The sequence below is a fragment of the Wolbachia endosymbiont of Nasonia oneida genome (genome assembly GCF_009012935.1).
Taxonomy (GTDB): domain Bacteria; phylum Pseudomonadota; class Alphaproteobacteria; order Rickettsiales; family Anaplasmataceae; genus Wolbachia; species Wolbachia pipientis.
In genome coordinates this window covers 67,285-87,718 of the sequence record NZ_QESS01000005.1, presented here as the reverse complement: position 1 = coordinate 87,718, position 20,434 = coordinate 67,285, and the positions used below count along the sequence as shown (strand labels likewise).

The window sequence follows — 20,434 nt, the reverse complement described above, 5'->3', positions numbered from 1 at the left end:
TTTTATGTCTACATCACTGATTATCGGTCTTGCCTTCTTGGTAAGTTTTGTCCTTTCGTATAAATTGCTAAAGAAAGTGATAAAAAATGCGCTTAACAATAAGCGTAACAAAAGCAAATTTTCAAGTGAAGAAACTGAAAAATTCAGGAAAGATATGTTGGAGTATTACAAAAAATCTTCTAAAAAATACAAAGAATTAGATGCAGAAGTTAATAAAATGATGAATGAAGCACTTGATAAAGCTAATAGTATCATTAAGCACAATAGACAGCAGCTAGATCAGACATTAGATGACAATGCCCATTCTAACTTGAAGAAAGTCACTGACCAAGTTGAAAAAGCTCTTGGAGATTTACAGGCTAACACAGCGAATATAGCTGCTGATGCTGTAAAAAAAATAATGCATGAACGTAAAGATGATAAGCGTAGTAGCGAGGTCATATCTTCATTTTCACGTGACTTAAATAAAAAATTGCATTAGGTTTAATGCCCATACTTCAAGCTGATAATGTAGAAAAAATTAAGTTTGATTCTAGTTTATGCAAAGAGCAAGAAAAACTTTTTTACTATAAATTTAATATAATTCCTTGGCAAAAATTAAATAATACTACTTTTTTTATGGTTGAAGACACAAGCCGAGATATCAACCGTTGGGTCGAAGCTCATTACGGTATTGACTATGTATTAATAAAAGTGGATAGCGAACAGATTTTAAATCTTCTTAACTCGCACTTTGGTATTTCAGAATTTGCAAGCAACTACTTATATTACAAGAATCCTAATTTTTCAGCTAAAAGCATTAAACTAAGCTCAATATTTTTTGCTTCTTTCTTTATTGTAACTTCAATTTTAACACTAACAGAGAAATATACATATTTTGCTTTGATGTTGATATTTATAATCGGATGTTCTAGTTATTTATTCAAGTTTATAGCTACAGTTTTTAGCTTATGTGAAACCTCCAACCAAAAAGTGGATTATAGTAAGCTGAATGAAGAAGATTTTCCTATATATACTATTTTATTGCCTGCTTTTAAAGAAAGTACAGTGATAGAGCAATTGATCGAAAGCATTGAAAGTTTGGATTATCCAAAATCAAAATTAGATGTGAAGCTTCAGGTAGAAAGTGATGACCAAGAAACGCTAGCAGCTATAGAAAAGTACACTTTACCGCAGTATTTTGAAGTAATAAAAGTGCCTCATTCTTTGCCTAGAACAAAAGCCAAGTCATGCAATTATGCTATGAGCTTTGCTAGAGGAAAGTATGCAGTAATATATGATGCGGACGATAAACCAGACCCATTGCAGTTAAAAAAAGCACTGATTGAATTTAATAAGGACGACGATAAGCTTGCCTGTGTACAGGCGAAATTAAATTACTACAATTGTGATTATAATTTTCTCACAAAATTCTTTTCTCTGGAGTATATGAACTGGTTTCAATACTTATTGCCTGGATTCCAAAAAATGAACATGCCGATGCCTTTGGGTGGTAGCAGTAATCATTTTTCAGTAAAAATTCTAAAAAAAGTGTTTTTCTGGGATGCTTACAGTGTTACCGAAGATGCTGACCTCGGTTTGAGACTTGCGCAAATGGGATATAAAACCAGGATGATTGACTCAGAAACATTGGAAGAGTCACCAATTGCTGTATTTGCTTGGATTAAGCAAAGAGCGCGCTGGATCAAAGGCTATATGCAAACTTATATTGTTCATTTAAAAAATATAAAGTCACTTTATAAACACACTGGATTTAAGGGAATTTTGCTATTGAATCTTTTTGTTGGTTCTGCAGCTTTTATATTTTTTACTACTCCATTTTTACTACTTTTATTGATATTAACTAAAGTTTTAAATGGATTATTTTTGTACTACTTTGTAGTGGTATACGTTACTAACCTGATTCTTTTGGTAATAGCTGTCAAACAGCAAAAGATGCCTTTTTATTTTTATATAGTATCGATATTTTTTCCGGTCTATAGTCTGCTACATAGTGTTGCAGCTTTTCTTGCCTTGTGGGAGTTTATTCTTTACCCTGAGCGATGGAACAAAACTAAACATGGTTTATGGAAGCAAAACCTGTAGCCATTTGGCTTTTTCTCTGCTCGGTCATGGTAATTCTTATGGTAGGAATTGGTGGATTTACCAGACTTACAAGAGCGGGATTGTCAATCACGGAGTGGAAACCCATCACTGGAACATTACCACCACTGAATGAGCAAGACTGGCTACAAGAAAAATTAAAATACGAAGCTACACCTGAGTATAAAGCATTCAACTATGGTATGAGTATGGAGGAGTTTCGCGCTATATACTTAATAGAGTATGTGCATAGATTAATTGCAAGACTAACAGGTTTAGTTTTTGTCCTGCCATTTATATATTTTACATTAAGAAGAAAAATATCTAAAAAGGTAATAATAAGGCTATTGATAGTCTTGTTATTTGGAGCGCTGCAAGCTTTTGCTGGTTGGTATATGGTAAAAAGCGGCTTGGTAGCCAAGCCTCATGTTAGCCACTATAGGCTCGCACTTCACTTATTATTAGCATTAGTTATCTTTGCATTATTGTCATATCAATTTTTTGATTATCAGATAAGGCCACAACAAACAAAACTTAAGGTTAGTGGTAACACTATATACTACGCAAGGATGATTTTGGTCCTAATTGTAATACAAATAATTTTCGGTGCATTTGTTGCAGGATTAAATGCTGGTTTGATTTACAATACCTTTCCACTAATGGACGGACAAATCGTTCCAGAAGATTTATTTTTCTTACAGCCTATATGGCTGAATATCTTTGAGAACAGAGCGACAGTGCAATTTATCCACCGAGCGTTAGCATTGCTAATATTAGTTCTGACAGCAATACTCACAATAAAAAATGCCAGTTTAAAACCGGTATATATTATGCTGCTCTCCGTTATCATTCAGATCATTTTAGGTGTAATTACTCTATTATTGCACATACCAATAGCCATTGCCATAGCTCATCAAGTGTTTTCATTTATCTTGTTTGGGTCAAGTTTGTACTTCTTGTGTTATTTAAGAAAGCAGACTACATCACCGATCTGCACATTTTTTCCTTCTTGAACGGGAATATTTTTTATCACCATTGCTGCTTCAGCACATATGATATTTTCCATTTTCATTGCCTCCACCACAAATAAAGGTTGTCCTATTTCCACCTGATCTCCTACATTTACGTGCAACTTAACTAATAAGCCAGATATTGGGGATTTTACAGCATCTGCTGAAATCCCTTCTGTTTCATTATTTAGCATTAACTTACTTAATTCAGCTACATGAGGTTTAAATATACAACACTCAGCTTTCATACCTGCATGTCTTATGAAGTATTTACTGCCTTGTTTTTCTACTTTAAGTGTTATATCAGCATCATCATTAATTGTAATATATAGTAACTTATGACTTGATTTCCACTTACCACTTACAGAATATACGTTATGGTTGTATATTGTTATTAACGTATTATCTTGGTACTTTACGTTTACAGAGTACTCATTGTCATTTATTACAACTACAAGCGTTTCATTCACTGCCTTATGATAATACCTTTCTTCATTTTCTAAATGAACATATAACGTAGTGAAAATAAATATTTTAATATACTCTTCTGTAATAAAATCGCCGTGAAACCCACTAGGGTAATGGTCTGGAATGAATCTCGTATGGAGCTTTGCTGCGATAAAATTTGGGTGATGGAAGATGGATTCTAGAAATTCTATATTATTTGTTACTCCTTCTATATAGCATTCAGACAATGCTTTTTGCATTCTGCTGATCGCTTCTACTCTATCTTTTCCATATGTTATCACTTTGGCAATCATCGAATCATAGAACATGCTAATTTCTGAACCTGCAGCAACTCCATCATCTATTCTTACATAATCATTTTCACCCGGTTTATCGTAATATTTTATTCTTCCGCTGGAAGGGAAAAATTTCTTCGATGGGTCTTCAGCGCAAATTCTACTTTCTATTGCAGAACCAGTAAGTTTAATATCATCCTGATTGAATCTCAATTTCTCTCCACAGGAAGTTCTAATCATTTCTTCTACTATGTCTATTCCAGTTATAAATTCTGTTACTGGATGCTCAACTTGCAATCTCGTATTTACCTCAAGAAAATAGAAGTTTTGGTCTTTATCTACAACAAACTCAACAGTGCCTGCTGAAAAATAGCCAACTTGCTTTGCCAGAGAAACACATTGAACATACATTTTTTGTCTTACTTCTTCACTAATGAATGGACTTGGCGTTTCTTCTATTATTTTCTGATTATTCCTTTGTATCGAGCATTCTCTTTCTCCAAGACAAACTATATTGCCATATTTATCTGCTATGATTTGTATTTCAATATGTCTTGGTAACTCTATATATTTCTCTATAAAGATACTGCCATCCTTAAAACTTTTCTCTGCTTCATTTGTGGCTGATGTAAATGCTAGTTCAATTTCTTTTTTGGAGTTTACAATTCGCATTCCTTTGCCACCACCGCCTGATGCAGCTTTAAGCATAACCGGAAAGCCAATTTCTTCAGCAACTTGAGCTGCGTGGGCAGCGTCGCTAATCTTACCCATATATCCTGGCACTACATTCACTCCAGCTTTTTTTGCCGCTTCTTTTGCTGTTATTTTGTTGGCTGTAACTTCTATTGTTTCTGCACTGGGGCCGATGAAGTCTATATTATGTTTTTGAAGAGCACGTGGAAAATCTGGATTTTCTGCTAAAAAACCATAGCCAGGATGAACCGCCTCAGCACCTGTTTCAACTGCTACTTCACATATTTTTTCAATGTTTAAGTAACTGAGGCAAGATGGCGAAGGGCCGATATATCTTGACTCATCTGCTTGTCTTACATGCACAGAATTTACATCTGCATCCGAGTATATGCACACACAAGATATACCCATCCTACGAGCAGTTCTGATAATCCTGCAGGCAATCTCTCCTCTGTTTGCTATTAAAATCTTACTGTACTTCTTTTCCGTCATCGTATGAGTATACTTTCTTAAGTTGAGAAAGTAAATTTCTATATCATTGCCTGCAACTTTTTGTTATATATCAGACAGCCACCATTGCAAGATCTGTACTACTAAAAGTTTCCACTGGAGTGCTCATGTCATGCAAGTCATGTATCTCACTACACACTTTGCCTGACAGATACGCAGCCCCGCCAGAAATTATCCCAGCCATCGTAGTCAGTGCCATAGATTGAGAAACTAAAAATAAAAAGTATAAAGACAAACATAAAGCAGCAATACACGCTATAGCTCCTATTATGTATAAGCACAGGTGAAACTTCCGGTTACATATGAAGCTGTCTTTTATGCCTGCGATTTCTTTTATTTCTTTTTTGACTGTCTTACTAACCCAGTCAAGAGGAGTCTTTTTAGATTGATCTAGCGCACATCTATTGCACAATGCCTCTTTAACATAATTCTTGACATTTTCTAATTTTTTCGGATCACAATTTGGGTTAGTTTTTTCAGACTCCAAATGCTTGAATATTCCTTTTACTACACTTGGTAATATCCCCACTTCTGCTGCTATATGAAATGGATTTTCATGATCTTTATTGTACTCTAACAAATGAACATTACTTTCAACACTTTTCTTGAAAATAGATAAAAACTTATCAACCTTTCCTGTTTTTGCAGCTAAATGCAGGAGATTATCTCCCCTAATTCTTTGTTTTGTTTTATCAAAAGGGCCGGTGTAACGCCAATTGATATTAGCTTCATTATCTGAAAGCAATTTTGCTATATCTACATCTGAAAGCAATTTTGCTATATCTACAAGTCCATCCATAACTCACCTCGCTATATTCAACCAATACTAAATTATACAACACAATTTATGAAAAATAAATAAAATTTTATCTCTCAGAACAAATAAATTCTAAATTGTTACAAACATAAATTTTAGCTATCATCATTTACATTACTGTAACAGACAAATATGCCAGGTATAGTCACGAGATTTGCTCCATCACCAACAGGATTTTTGCACATTGGAGGAGCTCGTACTGCTTTATTCAATTGGCTCTATGCAAAGCATCATGGTGGCAGGTTTTTGCTGAGAATTGAAGACACCGACAGAAAACGTTCAACGAAAGAAGCAATTGATGTAATTATAGAAGGGCTAAGATGGCTCGGTGTGAGCTATGATGGGGAAATAGTATATCAGTCAAAAAGAATAGAGCGGCATAAAGAAGTAGCAAACCTTTTAGTTGAGAAGGGTAGGGCGTATCACTGTTATTGCCCTGAGGATGAAGTTGCAGAAAAGAAAATAAAAGCAAGAGAAGAGGGCAAGATATACAAGCATAAATGTACTACAAAACCTCCTTCTTGTCATCCAAGTAGCCGACACTGGAAAAATATGTGGTCACGCGCTGGAATGACATCGGGTGTGAGGTCAGTTGTCCGCTTTAAAGTGCCAGATTCGCAAGAGATCGTTATTGATGATAAAATATACGGCCAAATCAAAGTAAATAGCAACCAGCTTGATGATATAGTGATCTTACGCTCTGACAACACTCCAACATATATTTTTGCTGTCGTAATTGACGATCATGATGCTGGAATAACTGATATAATACGCGGTTCTGACCATCTCACTAATACCTTTAAACATCTGCTAATATACCAGGCTCTTGATTTTGACATTCCACGCTTTGCACATGTGCCGCTTATCCATGGGGAAGATGGGAATAAGCTATCCAAAAGGCATGGTGCCACAAGCGTTTGCGATTATGAAAAGATGGGAATATTGCCAAAAGCGATGCGTAATTACTTGCTGAGACTTGGCTGGAGTCACGGCAACGATGAGATTATTAGCGATGAGCAAGCAATAGAGTGGTTTAATTTAGAAAGTATTGGTCGTTCACCTGCACGGCTCGATTTCAAAAAACTGGAGCATTTGAATAACCACTATATTAGTAATATGAGCAATGAAGATATTCTGACTCTAATGCTTAGAGAAAATACTCTAACTGACAAAAAAAAGGGCTATTTACTGCAGGGACTGACAGAGCTAAAAAAAAGAGCAAACTACCTGACCGAATTATTGGATTTAGCAAAATTTTATATTCAAGATCCGCCACTTGATTTAAGTGAAGAGGCTGAGCAAATTGTCAAATCTAACCTCGATATAATCAAGTTACTCGCGTCATTTCTGTCAAAGATCGGTGATGAAAATTGGAATAAGGGTTTTTTATCTTCTCAGATCAAGGAATGTGCAAAATTGCACGATATGAAAATAAGCGATGTATACCACTCATTACGCGCCCCTATAACTGGAGTAATGGATGCACCTGGAATCATTGATATCATGGTGATTCTTGGTAAAGATGAGTGTATAAGAAGGTTACAAGCAATTTAAATGAAATAAGAAAATTTCTTGACAAGCTTTGCCAGCCCCTTTATCATGGCAGTGAAGCTATTGTATTTGCTTTCGCCAATCTGCAGATTAAAAGGTAAGGATTACTTAATGTATCGGCGTCTTATGTTTAATTTTTTGCAGTATATAGATACTGTATGTCTTTACAAAACTTCATCTACATCTAGATTTTTATCTAAATAAGCTGAACGCGCTTACAAAGCGTTACAAGACATCAAAAAATGCCAATACTCGACAAAGATAGTAAAAGACTAGCTAACTCGGGGATTCTTTGTCTTTTTTTCTGCTTGGTAAATTTCTTAAACATTTGCAGCGTAGGTTAGTTGCAATTAAAAGCAGCTGAATTTCGCTTGTCAAGCGTTTAAAACATAAAAAACGCCAATATTTTAAAGCGGATAATAACCACGGGGCTTCTTTTGCCTTTTTTTTCGTTTGGTAAATTTCTTAATGTTTATAGCTAAAAGAGCCCAAGAGAGGTGTCATTCCAGTGCCTCTGTGATGTCATGCCAGTGCTTGACACTGGAATCCAGTTTTCCATATAATCTCATCGAAAACGTCGTATTTTAACATAAAACAGCTACTTTTATACTCACCAACTTAATAAAATTCCTGGATGCCAGTGTCAAGCACTGGCATGACACCCTACTAGTAGCACAATGTTCGTACAGCTGTACGTGTGACCAGAAAAAACATAGACCCCAAGTGTCAGCTACTTTCATGACACCCCGACAACCGTCATCCCGCTACTTGTTAGCGCCGCAGCGGCATGACGTCTTAACTATAGAAAACTTGTATAGATTTTTTCTACTTCTGTGATATCATAAGCCTGTAATGATAAAATAAGTAAATATGGATAAGTCAGCGTATGAGATCATAGAACATGAGTATGACGTGGTAGTAGTAGGTGCAGGTGGAGCAGGGCTCAGAGCAACGCTTGGGATGGCTGCAACTAATTTTTCAGTTGCCTGCATTTCTAAAATTTTCCCTACACGAAGTCATACAGTTGCAGCACAAGGCGGAATTAGTGCAGCTTTAGGTAATATCGGTGAAGACGATTGGCGCTGGCATGCATATGACACAATAAAAGGTTCAGACTGGCTTGGTGATCAAGATGCAATAGAATATATGTGTAAAAACGCTGCTAAAGCTGTTATTGAACTTGAAAATTTTGGCGTACCTTTTTCTCGTACAGAAGATGGCAAAATATACCAGCGTTCCTTTGGTGGAATGACAACTCACTTTGGTAAAGGAAAATCAGCGCAGCGCACTTGTGCGGCAGCAGATAAGACTGGGCACGCAATCCTTCACACTCTATATCAGCAGTGTCTTAAATTCAACGCTGAATTTTTTGTTGAATACTTTGTGATTGATTTAATTATGGATAGCGAAACATGCTGCGGAGTTCTTGCTTGGTCGCTATGCGACGGTACATTACATAGATTTCGCGCGCATAGGGTGGTGCTAGCAACAGGTGGATATGGACGTGTTTATTTCTCTGCAACAAGTGCGCATACCTGCACAGGTGATGGTAACGGCATGGTGGTAAGGGCTGGATTACCACTTGAAGATATGGAATTTGTACAATTTCATCCAACAGGAATATATGGCTCAGGGTGCCTGATGACAGAAGGATGCCGTGGTGAAGGGGGGTACCTCGTTAATTCTCAGGGCGAGAAGTTTATGGAACGTTACGCACCAAAAGCAAGAGATTTAGCTTCCCGTGATGTGGTAAGTCGCGCAATAACAATTGAAATTAGAGAGGGAAGGGGGGTTGGACCAAAAAAAGATCATATGTATTTAACTATAGCGCATCTTGATCCGGAAGTAATAAAACTCAGATTGCCGGGCATCAGCGAAACCGCAAGAACTTTTGCTGGAGTTGATGTCACTAAAGATCCAATACCGGTCATTCCGACTGTTCACTATAACATGGGTGGCATTCCAACCAATTATTATGGAGAAGTGATCACGCTGAAGCAAGGTAAGGAAGAAGTGGTAGATGGACTATTTGCAATTGGAGAAGCTGCATGTGTTTCTGTGCACGGTGCAAATCGACTTGGTTCTAACTCGCTTCTTGATCTTGTGGTTTTTGGTAGAGCTGCAGCGCTCAGAGCAAGAGAGAAACTAAAATCCGGTACACCACATAAAAAATTGCATTCAGACTGCACAGACTGGATAGTAGATAGATTTAATAAAATGCGATTTGCCTCCGGTGGGCTAAAAGTAGCAAAAATACGCAGCGAAATGCAGAACACTATGCAAAAGTACGCATCAGTGTTCCGTGTTGCTGAAGTTTTAGAAGAAGGCAAAAAAGCTATAAAAAAGGTAGCAAAAATGATGCCTGATATTTCACTTGAGGATCGCAGTATGATGTGGAATAGTGATTTAGTTGAAGCACTGGAGCTTGCTAACATGATCCCACAAGCGGTTATTACCATGGAATGCGCAGCTAATCGCGAGGAAAGCAGAGGTGCCCATGCTCGTGAAGACTTTCCTGAACGTGATGACAAAAACTGGATGAAGCACACTATAGCGTGGCTTGAAGAAAAGAAAGGGCAAATTAACGTAAAAATTGATTATAAAAAAGTGGCTGAAAAAACTCTGAGCGGTGAGATTGATTTCATAGCGCCAGAGAAGAGGGTTTACTAGTTACACTATCCCTACACAATTTTTCAACGAGTTTATTGATATGGCACTCATTTTAGTGTCTGGAGGACTCTCAGTATGCTCTGATTGATTTGATGATTTTTGCACCTCTTGCTCTTCTAAATCGTTGGACTTATTTTCTATATCTTTAACAGAGTTATTGCATTGTGTATCATTTTTTGGTGCGTTATCTTGAAGTGTAAGTTGCTTTTCTTCAGTAAACTTTCCTTTAATTTTTCCAAATCCTTCATAAATATTTTCTAAATTCAAGTAAATAAGATAACAAACTCCAATAACTGCTATAATAGATGAGGCAGTTGCAATTGTAATAATTCCTTGAGAAGCACTGAATATTGCTGCACAGGCTAAAGCAGCAAATACAAGCGTTGTCACTGCTTTACAAGCAACATTATTGATGTACTTCACAATATCGCGTGCTTTTAACTTCCTGCCAAAGTTGCACTTCAGTTCAGTTCTCATATCATCTGGAATAAGCGCTCTACCCATTGATTTCTCTATTCCTTTTATAGTTTTATAATACTCTTTGCTCCATAATCTTTCGGGTAGTATTAACTGCTTTGGGTCAACACCATTTTGCAATAATTTTACACAGAACTTGATCGTGTTATCACGGCTCTTAGGATTGACCAAATTATGTTTATCTTTTGTCGTCTTAGTAATTAGCGCTACTTGTAGTGGTGTGCGTTCTTTTTCGTTAGCGGCGTTTGCAGCTTTACTAAATTTCTCTTTTTCCACCGAATTTAAAATCAACTCTAAACATGTAACTTTTTGTTCTCCTTTGAATGAAGCAATATAGTGCAGAGCATTTTTTCCATCTTTATCTTGCACAGTAATATCTGCACCATTTTGTAGAAATAACTCTAAGGTTTTATACCTGCCAGTATCCTTAAATTCTTTTTTTACTACATTTTTTACTACATTTTTTATTTTATTTTTCAATGAAGGCTCTTTACTCTTTTCTTGTATGCGCTGGAGTACCTGATGGAGCGGTGTTTGCTCTTTCCCGTTAACAGCATTTATAGCCTTACTAAATTCATCCTTACCTAAAGTCAACTTCAAACATGCAACTTTTTGTTCTCCTTTGAATGAAGCAATATAGTGCAGAGCATTTTTTTCATCTTTATCTTGCACAGTAATATCTGCACCGTTTTTTAGCAATAGTTCTAGGGTTTCATACCTTTTAGTTTTTTCAAATTTCTTAAGTGATCGGTTCTCACTCTTCTCTTGTATGCGCTGGAGTATCTGATGGAGCGGTGTTTGCCCTTCTTTTTTATCATTTACAGCTTTTATAAATTGTTCTTTTTGGCCTGTTTCTAGCAATATATTGAGAAGTTTAAGTTTTTGTTTTGTTTCAGGTTTAACAATCAAGTGTAAAGCATTGTTACCATCTGTGTCTTTAAGGCTAATATCCGCACCTTTTTCCAATAGTTCTTTAAAAAGTTTTTTATCACTATTTTTAATTACTGGATGTAATAGATAATTATCATTACTATCTGGAGTATTTATGGTATGTGGTATAATTTCTTTAATTTTTGCTTCTGTATTGATTCTTATTTCTGGCTTTAATTTAGATTTCTTTCCTTGCTCTGCTAATTTTTCTAAGAAATTACGGTAGTATGTCTTTTGCTCCTCTTTTAAGTTTTGTAATTCTTCTGTAGATAATTCTAAATTATCAGAGCTGGCTCCATGCTCTAACAATTTTGTAAGAAACTTAAGTGTGTTATCGTTACTTCGAATTGTATTAGACTCATGTTTTTCTTTTGTTACCTTGTTAATTAGTGCTACCTGAAAAGGGGTCTGATTTTCACTATTAATGAGTTGTGCTAGATCTTCCTTGGTGACCGTTTTTATTAGGGTACCCAGAAACTTGCATTTCTGTTTCTTTTCCAACGACGTAATGAGGTGTAAAATATTATTTCCTTTTTCATCTTTTATGCTGCTAATATCCGTGCAATCTTTTAGATATTTTTCAAATTTCCTGTTATTTCCATTTTTGATCGCTTTTAGTAATAGAGCATTGCTATTTGTTATTTCGTTGCTTTTCTCTACTTCTTGATCTTCATTTGCTGTATTAGGGTTACTGATTGAATGTTTCTCATAATCATCACCAGCATCGCTACTGTAGTCACTTTCAATTCCACTGTCCCTACGATCATTTTGGTTACAATATTTGCTATTATAAGTAATTTCTGAAATTGCTTGCTTTACTCGCTCTTTTGTTTCATTTGATATTTTTTTCGATCGTTCTATTGCTTTATCTAGCACTGGAAGGAAGCATTGGACATAATACCTATAATATTTTTCTTGTTCTCTAAGTGATTCTTCTAATTTAGTTAATACTTCAGGACTAGCATCTTTCTCAAATAACCTTTTACACTTCTTGAGGGTTCCATCTTGACCTCTTGGTTTTTCACGCTTGTGTTCTTCTTTTTTTACCTTTCTCTTTATAATGCCATACAATTGCTCGTCTTTTCTATCCTGCTCTTGCTTTTTATTTTTATCTATGCATTCACCTAATTTATCTGCATTAGTAGTTAGTGCAGTTATATCTATACCCATACTAAAACCTCAATATTAAAAGCTATTTAAGTTGTCAGCACTAAACTAACAACCAAGAAGTTTGACTTTTAAATTGAGCTAAACGTTGTATATGTATAGGTGGAAAGGCAGAAAACTAGTTTCTATTAGAAAATCTGTTATCATAGTCAAATCCTCACTTGAACAGTTGCTACTATTTTAACCATTTAATCTTAAAAAATAATAAATATAGCTAAACTGCGAAACGTGCTACTGGCTAAAATAGGATAAGAAACTATAGCTGCAAATATCCAAATTGATGTTTTTATCAGTCTTCCAGACTTGGTTTTTCTTTTAGTTTTTTAAGTCTTTCTTTATTTAGTATGGAGCTTATCTCTTCTACACTTTTATCAATATCATCATTGATTATTACATAATCATATTTATCACGTTTGCTTATCTCTTTTTGAGCTTCGGCTAATCTGCGCTCTATTTCGCTTGCATCATCACTATTACGCTTTTGCAAACGCAACCTAAGCTCTTCCATTGAAGGGGGAAGTATAAAAACACTTACAACTTTTTTTCTCATGAGCTTGAATAAGTGAAATGCTCCTTGCCAGTCTATGCTGAGTAAAACGCTTATTCCATTGCTTAAGTTTTGCTCTATAAAATCTCTTGGTATACCATAAAAATTCTCAAAAACTTTGGCGTATTCAAGCATTTGGCCAGCTTTGCATAACTCGTGAAATTTTTCTTCGGTAACGAAAAAATAGTCTTTTCCATTTATTTCGCCGGGGCGAGGCTTGCGCGTAGTCATAGAAACAGACCTAACTAAATTAGTTGATTGCTCAAGTAATTTTGCTGATATAGTAGTTTTTCCAGCTCCAGAAGGGGAGGATAGAACCAATAATACGCCCTCACTTTTTACGGTCATTTTTCTTTGCATTTTTTAACATGGTGCTTTTTGGATCAGAGTTTAAAAAGCCAGAACCTTCTAAATTAGAATTTGATAAGTTGGTGCCAATGAGAGAAGAGTTATCAAAGACAGTATAGCGCAAATCGGTCTTTTCAAAATTTGCCCTATTCAAATTAACGTTTACAAACTTTGCTCTACTCAATGTTGAATTAGAAAAATCGGCATTTTCTAAATTCATATCCTTAAATTCAAAGTAAGAATAATTTACATTAAATTTTTCACCCTGTGATATTTTCTCTTGCAAATCTTTAATCGAAGTTATAGCATTTTCTGAACCTGCAAGTTTTTTCTGTCCTTTATTGTCAATCAAAATTGAATTATCAAATTTGCAACCTGTTAAGTGAGCATCAACAACTGAACTTTTATATATGCTTGAAGAGAGAAAAGACATATCACTAATTGTTGAATTACTCAAATTGCTAAGAAAAAAGCTAGTTTTCCTAAAGGCATTAGCGTGAAGCAAAGAAGATCTGAAATCGCTTTCAATAAAATTTGAATTAGTTACTTTTAAATTGGACCAACTCGAATTATCAGCTAATAAATTAAAGAATGTTGAATTTTCTATTTCACTGGAATCAATATTATGGCGAGAAAGTGTACTGTTATAAACTTGAGAGTCTTGGATTTTTATCTTATACATTGAAGTTGTAGAAAGGTCTGAATCTTCTATCTTCACATAGGTGAATAGTGAATGGTCAAAAAATGAGCCATTCATGTTAGAATTTGCAACTTTAGTATTATGAAACTTTCCGTGACGAATGTCAGCATTAGAGACATTAACTTGATGCAGTTCACTAAAACTAAAATCAATATTGGATAAATCAGCATCATGAAGATTTGCTTCAGAAACATATGCATGTTTTATCTTGGAACCATTTAGTATAGATTGAACAAAACTTGAATTATCGTCATTCACATAGGAAATTTGTGTGTTGCTTAAATTAGTTTCGTCGAAGTTACTGTTAATTATGATAGAAGAATTAAGGCAAGCATCGGAAAGATTGCTACCTGTAAAGTCTGATTCTTTTAACTCTGCACCATATATGTTAGCATTTTTTAATGAAGAAAATTGTATCTTTAATTTATATGCATCCACTCCAAAGAAACTTGCATTATCAAGGTTGTTTTTCTGCATAACAGTATCGTTTATTTCACTATCACTAAAATTTACGTGGCTAACATTCGAGTTTGATAAGTTGGAGAAATTCATTTTCACATTCGAGAAATTAGTATGCAAACCAATTACGTTGTGCATACTTACTTTTTTGAGATCGGAACTGATAAAATCAGCATAACTAACATTAGACTGATCAAATACGATATCTGTTAAGTTTGCAGAAACAAATTTTGTAAAACTCAAATTTGTACCTTTTATTTTAATGCCATGTAAATTAGCATTGGAAAAATTAGCACCACGTAAATCAACATCAATGAAAGACACGTCGGATAAATCGGTGTTAGAAAAATCAGCACCAATCAGACTTACTCCATCAAAAACAGATTTACTTAGGTACAGTTGGTTAAAATTAGCTCCATTTAAGTTAGAACCAAAACCTTTCTTAAAATCTTCTGGCACGCCCTCTTTGTGGCACTGCACCAAAAATTCAGCAAAGTCTTTTTTACTGTAAGATACGTATTTTACATCATGCAGAGCGTTTAAAAAATCACTAATCTGATTTTTTTCATCATTTGTTTCGTTTCCATAACATAAATGACCAACTAAAATTAATATCAAAAATCTAATCATCTTGCTTATCACACTGCGACTCATTGTTTTCTTTCGTTTTCACAGCCCAATCGTACATTGCTGAGCTTTCTTTATTGTCTATTTTTCTATCCTCCAAAAGGTGTGGCATCATTTCGGCAATCGCATTTATTATCTTGACCTGCTTTCTTTCGATTGCTATATCAATTGGGGATTGAAAATTATTATTAACTACTCTAAGATCAGCACCTTGTAATAAGAGAAAGCGCACTATGTCTACCTCACCTTGTTTAACTGAATAAATGAGAGGAGTATCACCCAATTTATTTCTAAACCTTAGTATCTCTTGAGTTGTTAATCCAATTTTTTCTAGCTTACTTATTATTCCTCTTAAGCAAGGTAAGTTATTTTTCTTAATACAGTAAAAAAATTGCTTACTGTAATCATCAATAAATACAGTTGTAGGAAGATGCTCATTAAGGCTATCATATTGTCGTTTATATATTGACTTGCTTTGTATATCTTTATGACCCCATTCTTTTATTGGTTCTCTGTTTAGCTTTGTCCATTTTTGTAAATTTTTCTTTTCACTTTCATCTTTTTTAGTTATAGGTTTTACTCTATTGCGGTCCTTGGAATTACTGTTTGTTTCTTTCACTTTTTTTTCTTCAAACTGACTCTCTACTTTTTCTTTTTTTTCCTCTAATAATTGACTCGCATCACTTTTTGAAAGTTCATTATCTTTTATATCAATCTTCTGATCAGCTTGTAGATTTTTTTGCGGGTTAGCTGTATTCTCATTTAAATCAGCACTTAAAGGCAAAGGCTCTGGTTTCAAATCTTTATTCACTTCTTTATTGGCCACATTTGGTAAATTTTGAGCAAATTTGTCTGTGCTTCCTTCTAGCTGGTCATTTGGCAAACCTTTATCAATCCTTTCACCTTCACTTGTAGTTTTTTCAACCACGGAAGCTTTATTCTCGTTGTGTTGCAGCTTCTCTTTATCGGTAGTGTCGTCTAATCTTTTGCTCTCAGCCTCTTGTGTTTGTTTAGCATCGACGTTGCTTTTTAACTCATCTTTTTGATTTGTGCTATCTTGCTTCCTTACACCTACATTTTCGTTTTTATGAACTGATTCAATTTTCTTTTCTTCAAATTGCTCTACAGCAAATAGGCTCAGTGATCCGAATACAACAGCTAATAATATAAAATATAAAATATTTTTCATAAATATCCCAAGCATAAGCTTAATTAAAATGATACTATAATCAAATGATTAATCTACAGTAAAAAATGCCTTAGATAAAAAACCAATAGAAAGGATAAATTACTACACATTAAACCTAAAGTGCATTATATCACCATCTTGCACGATGTAATCTCTGCCTTCAAAGCGAATTTTTCCTGCGTCTTTACAAGCCGGTTCACTTCCATACTTTATGTAGTCTGCAAAGCTTATGGTTTCTGCTTTTATGAAGCCTTTCTCAAAATCAGTGTGGATTACACCTGCAGCTTTGTCAGCTGTTGACCCTATTTTTACTGGCCATGCCCGTGCTTCTTTGGGGCCCACAGTAAAGAAAGTTATCATACTCAGCACTTCATACATAATACGCGCTACTCCATCAAGGCCTGATTCTTGTAAGCCAAATTCTGATAAAAAACTCTGTTTTTCCTCTTCACTATCAAGATTTGCAATATCTGCTTCGAGTTTTGCTGAAATACAATAAAATTTACTTTTATTTTCCTCCGCCATTCTCTCTACCTTTTTAGATAATTCATTGCCAGTTATAACATTTGTATCTTCAACATTGCAAACGTACATAACGGGCTTTGTTGTCAGCAATTGAAGCGACTTCATCTCATCTTCATCGATATTCTCCAAACTTCTTGCAGGTTTACCTAATTTTAAAGTAGCCAGTACCTCTTGCATTAATTCAAGTTGTCTCTTTAGCTCTTTATCACCTTGCTTTGCTTTCTTTTCCAATTGAGGAAGCCTTTTTTCTATGCTATCAATATCAGCTAGGATTAATTCCATTTCTACCACTTCAGCATCTGATATTGGATCTATTTTACTGTGTACATGGCTGATATCGTCATCCGTAAAGCACCTGAGCAGATGAACGATAGCATCAACTTCTCTGATATGGCTTAAAAATTTATTGCCGAGCCCTTCACCTTTGCTCGCACCCTTTACCAGGCCTGCAATATCTACAACTTCTAATTGATTATAAATTATCTTCTCTGAACCGGCAATTGCTGCGATTTGTTTCAAACGCTGATCTTTTATCGAAATCTTGCCTATATTTGGCTCAATTGTGCAAAAAGGATAATTTGCAGCTTCGGCTGCACTTGACTCTGTAAGCGCATTAAATAAGGTTGATTTTCCTATGTTTGGTAACCCAACTATACCACAGTTAAAGCTCATATTTGCTATTTAAAGTTATAACTATTGCATAATTTAAAAATTTCTGCTATACTTAATTAGTTGCTTATTAATAATTTTGTTGGTATAGTAACATATAGCTTAAATTAAGGTAAAAACTATGACTACAGCTGAGGAACGGAAACTACCAAGTGATTTCCTTGATGTTGAGAGTGAAGTAACTTCTTTAAGTAGTAGTTCTTACCCTGACAATTTCTATGTAGGACAAGCAATTGGTAATGGAAGCTGTTTTTTTGACTCGTTCAGGCAAAGTCTAGAACAACAGACAGGAGAGCAAGTTACTGCCGAAAAATTAAGAAATGATTGTAGGGAATTTGCACAAAAGAATCCACCAAAGTGGTTTACAGATGCAATTGCCAATGGTTATGATAACAATGGCCAGCACCGTAGTGAAACTGTAGATGATTATACAGCAGACATTATGCGTAACGGTAGGTGGGGTAGCTCTTATGTTGAAGCTAGGATACTTTGTGAAAAGTATGGTGTAAAATTACATGTTATAGAGAGTAACCCATTGCATGCTATTGACACCCAACAAGATCGGTTTTTGCATGAATTAATAGACAATTCAGGTTCAAAAAGTGCAGGTGAATACAATAAAGTTGATTATAATGATAGTAGTATTGTGCATATAATAAACAAAGGCTATTCTCATTTCGAACCATTGCTTGATATAAACAAAAGTTTAGCAAAACAACTGCAAGAGGAAACCAAACTTAAACAAGAGCAAGAACAAGAAGATTTCCTATTAGCAAAAAAGCTTCAGTTAGACGAGATCTTAGAGTATTGTAACCTTTCAAAGGATATCTCTGAGAGAGCAGAGGTTGAAAAGGGATTTGATAAGTTATTGGCAGAAAATGCTGATGGAAAAATTGGTGATGTTGTAGGGCAGTGCGTTAGTGATATAAAGCAGCGCATAGAGCAGCAAAACCCTTCAAGTTTACTAAGATGTGGTACGGAATCGATGGCAGAACCATTTCATCAACAACGAGCACCACAACTTGTAAAATCTTAATAGCCCTGTATATTTTTATATAGGGCTTTTGCAAGCATTTCATATATTGCAGTATGTACTAACCTAAATGCAAGTTGACCATGAGACTAGTTTAATTATTGATGCCATAGAGGAATTTGGTGGTGAGGCTAGGCTTGTCGGCGGGTGTGTGAGAGACTCAATTTTGCAGCGTGATGTCCACGACATCGATTTAGCTACTAATTTGCTTCCCAATCAAACGATTAAAGCGCTAAAACTCCGTAATATAAAAACTATTCCAACTGGCTTAAAACATGGAACTATCACTGCGGTTCTAAATCAAAGATCTTTTGAGATCACAACACTAAGGCATGATGTGAAATGTGATGGTAGGCATGCAAAAGTAGAATTTACTAATAATTGGCAAGCGGATGCTTCAAGGCGCGACTTTACATTTAATGCTCTGTATGCAGATAAGCATGGCCACATATATGACTACTTTGGTGGTATAGAGGACTTAAAAGCGCGAAGGTTAAACTTTATAGGCAACGCTGAAGATAGAATTAAAGAAGACTATCTACGTATTTTAAGAGCATTTCGTTTTCATGCAAAAATATGTGTCGGAGATTTGAGTGATGAAATACTAAACGTATGCAAAAAGCATTCGCATATGATCCAAAACCTCTCTGGAGAGAGAATAAGAGATGAAATACTTAAATTGCTGGAGTGCAATGATCCTTTTCCAACACTTAAGAGCATGCAAGAATCTGATGTGTTACAAAAAATTATCCCAAAAGAAGTAAAATGCGAAATTCTGTCTTCGTCACTTCTTTTTGGCACTGATGCACTAGTAAAATTAGCGTTACTTCTTAGGACTACTAAAAAAAATGACAGGCTAAGTCTTGGAGAATATGTAAGCAAATTTTTACGTCTTTCGAACAAGCAAAAGAAAAAGCTGCTATTTTTACTATCCAACGATATCAAAACAGAACTTTCAGAAAAAGAGCAAAAAAAATACATATCTTTGTTTGGTAGAGAACTATATTGTGATTTAGTGAAAATTTGTGGTGTTGAGTCTGGAGAAAATGTTGATAAATACATTTCATTTGCTAATACATTCAATATTCCAAAATTTCCTTTATCTGGCGATGATTTAATAAGTATAGGTCACCAGCCAGGAAAAAATTTAGGTAGGAGCTTGGAGTTGCTAAAACAACATTGGGAAGATAGCTCCTACACTTTAACAAAAGAGGAGCTGGTGCTTTATGTTAAGAGCCTACTCTAACTTGCTTTCCGACTGTTCAATGAATGTATGCTTGCAGTATTAGTGTAACTCATCGAGGAATTAGGTCTGCTTACCTTGTTAGTACTGAGTTCGTACATATTTTCTTTCCCTGGAATTCGGCTACACATTTTCTGATCTAGAGATAAAAATTTATCTCTTATACTTGGTGTCAGTTGTAACTCTTGAATCTTATTTGAAAAACATTTCATTTTAGCCTCTGTTAATTTTCCTGTAACAATTTCTTTAAGCAATTCTCCTGAGTCGTTATTATTATTATTCTTGCTATTATAGCTCTTTTTACAATAATCCGAACAGACCGTAATATGCTACTGGCCTGCTATAGCCATAAACACATATCTTATCGCATTCGGACTATTATAAGAAAGGCTATAATTTGTTATTTATATTAATAAATTTAATTCTATTGAAAATAGCTAAAGC

Annotated in this window: 14 protein-coding genes; 7 read left to right on the top strand and 7 right to left on the bottom strand. The window is 35.0% G+C overall.

The features are described 5' to 3' along the window. Positions 1-4 precede the first annotated feature (4 nt). From DEF52_RS03735 to DEF52_RS03725, 3 genes are read left to right on the top strand one after another with little or no spacing between them, the layout of a single operon-like run. A complete protein-coding gene (locus DEF52_RS03735) occupies positions 5-481 on the top strand; it encodes a F0F1 ATP synthase subunit B family protein (protein ID WP_065094793.1) in 477 nt (158 codons plus the stop codon). A gap of 5 nt (positions 482-486) precedes the next feature. Then, positions 487-2,085 carry a glycosyltransferase family 2 protein gene (locus DEF52_RS03730; protein ID WP_151807892.1) on the top strand — a complete coding sequence of 533 codons (1,599 nt, stop codon included), beginning with the start codon at positions 487-489 and terminating at the stop codon, positions 2,083-2,085. Beyond that, positions 2,067-3,095 carry a COX15/CtaA family protein gene (locus tag DEF52_RS03725; RefSeq protein ID WP_151807891.1) on the top strand — a complete coding sequence of 343 codons (1,029 nt, stop codon included), beginning with the start codon at positions 2,067-2,069 and terminating at the stop codon, positions 3,093-3,095. The genes DEF52_RS03730 and DEF52_RS03725 overlap by 19 nt, the downstream gene beginning before the upstream one ends. On the opposite strand, the gene DEF52_RS03720 is transcribed toward DEF52_RS03725, so the two are convergent. Continuing rightward, complete coding sequence (locus tag DEF52_RS03720; protein WP_151807890.1) at positions 3,044-5,020, bottom strand: acetyl-CoA carboxylase biotin carboxylase subunit; 1,977 nt, start codon at positions 5,018-5,020, stop codon at positions 3,044-3,046. The genes DEF52_RS03725 and DEF52_RS03720 overlap by 52 nt on opposite strands. A gap of 70 nt (positions 5,021-5,090) precedes the next feature. Continuing rightward, positions 5,091-5,837, bottom strand: a complete 747-nt coding sequence (locus DEF52_RS03715) for a hypothetical protein (protein WP_151807889.1) — start codon at positions 5,835-5,837, stop codon at positions 5,091-5,093. Between the two features lie 150 nt (positions 5,838-5,987). Here DEF52_RS03715 and gltX point away from each other — a divergent pair, with 150 nt between their 5' ends. Both gltX and sdhA read left to right on the top strand, forming a co-directional pair. Further along, positions 5,988-7,409, top strand: a complete 1,422-nt coding sequence (gene gltX / locus DEF52_RS03710; protein ID WP_151807888.1) for a glutamate--tRNA ligase — start codon at positions 5,988-5,990, stop codon at positions 7,407-7,409. Between the two features lie 867 nt (positions 7,410-8,276). Then, on the top strand, positions 8,277-10,076 hold the full coding sequence (gene sdhA / locus DEF52_RS03700; RefSeq protein ID WP_151807886.1) for a succinate dehydrogenase flavoprotein subunit: 1,800 nt from the start codon (positions 8,277-8,279) through the stop codon (positions 10,074-10,076). Here sdhA and DEF52_RS03695 read toward each other — a convergent pair whose 3' ends face one another. From DEF52_RS03695 to ychF, 5 genes are all read right to left on the bottom strand, one after another. Beyond that, positions 10,077-12,653: an ankyrin repeat domain-containing protein gene (locus DEF52_RS03695; RefSeq protein ID WP_151807885.1), complete on the bottom strand. Its 2,577-nt coding sequence runs from the start codon at positions 12,651-12,653 to the stop codon at positions 10,077-10,079. It lies immediately after the preceding gene. A gap of 286 nt (positions 12,654-12,939) precedes the next feature. Next, positions 12,940-13,545, bottom strand: a complete 606-nt coding sequence (gmk, locus tag DEF52_RS03690) for a guanylate kinase (RefSeq protein ID WP_151807884.1) — start codon at positions 13,543-13,545, stop codon at positions 12,940-12,942. Continuing rightward, positions 13,529-15,334, bottom strand: coding sequence for a pentapeptide repeat-containing protein (locus tag DEF52_RS03685; protein ID WP_151807900.1), 1,806 nt, complete (start codon positions 15,332-15,334; stop codon positions 13,529-13,531). Before DEF52_RS03685 ends, gmk begins: the two co-directional genes overlap by 17 nt. Then, positions 15,327-16,520, bottom strand: coding sequence for an ankyrin repeat domain-containing protein (locus DEF52_RS03680; RefSeq protein ID WP_151807883.1), 1,194 nt, complete (start codon positions 16,518-16,520; stop codon positions 15,327-15,329). The genes DEF52_RS03685 and DEF52_RS03680 overlap by 8 nt, the downstream gene beginning before the upstream one ends. A 102-nt stretch (positions 16,521-16,622) precedes the next feature. Further along, the gene (gene ychF / locus DEF52_RS03675; protein WP_151807882.1) at positions 16,623-17,717 is read right to left on the bottom strand and encodes a redox-regulated ATPase YchF; all 1,095 of its coding nucleotides are present in this window, start codon (positions 17,715-17,717) and stop codon (positions 16,623-16,625) included. A 118-nt stretch (positions 17,718-17,835) separates the two neighbouring features. On the opposite strand from ychF, the gene DEF52_RS03670 reads away from it, so the two are divergent. After that, positions 17,836-18,750, top strand: a complete 915-nt coding sequence (locus tag DEF52_RS03670) for an OTU domain-containing protein (RefSeq protein WP_151807881.1) — start codon at positions 17,836-17,838, stop codon at positions 18,748-18,750. A 67-nt stretch (positions 18,751-18,817) separates the two neighbouring features. After that, entirely contained in the window at positions 18,818-19,993 is a 1,176-nt protein-coding gene (locus DEF52_RS03665; RefSeq protein ID WP_151807880.1) for a CCA tRNA nucleotidyltransferase, read from the top strand. Positions 19,994-20,434: the final 441 nt, after the last annotated feature.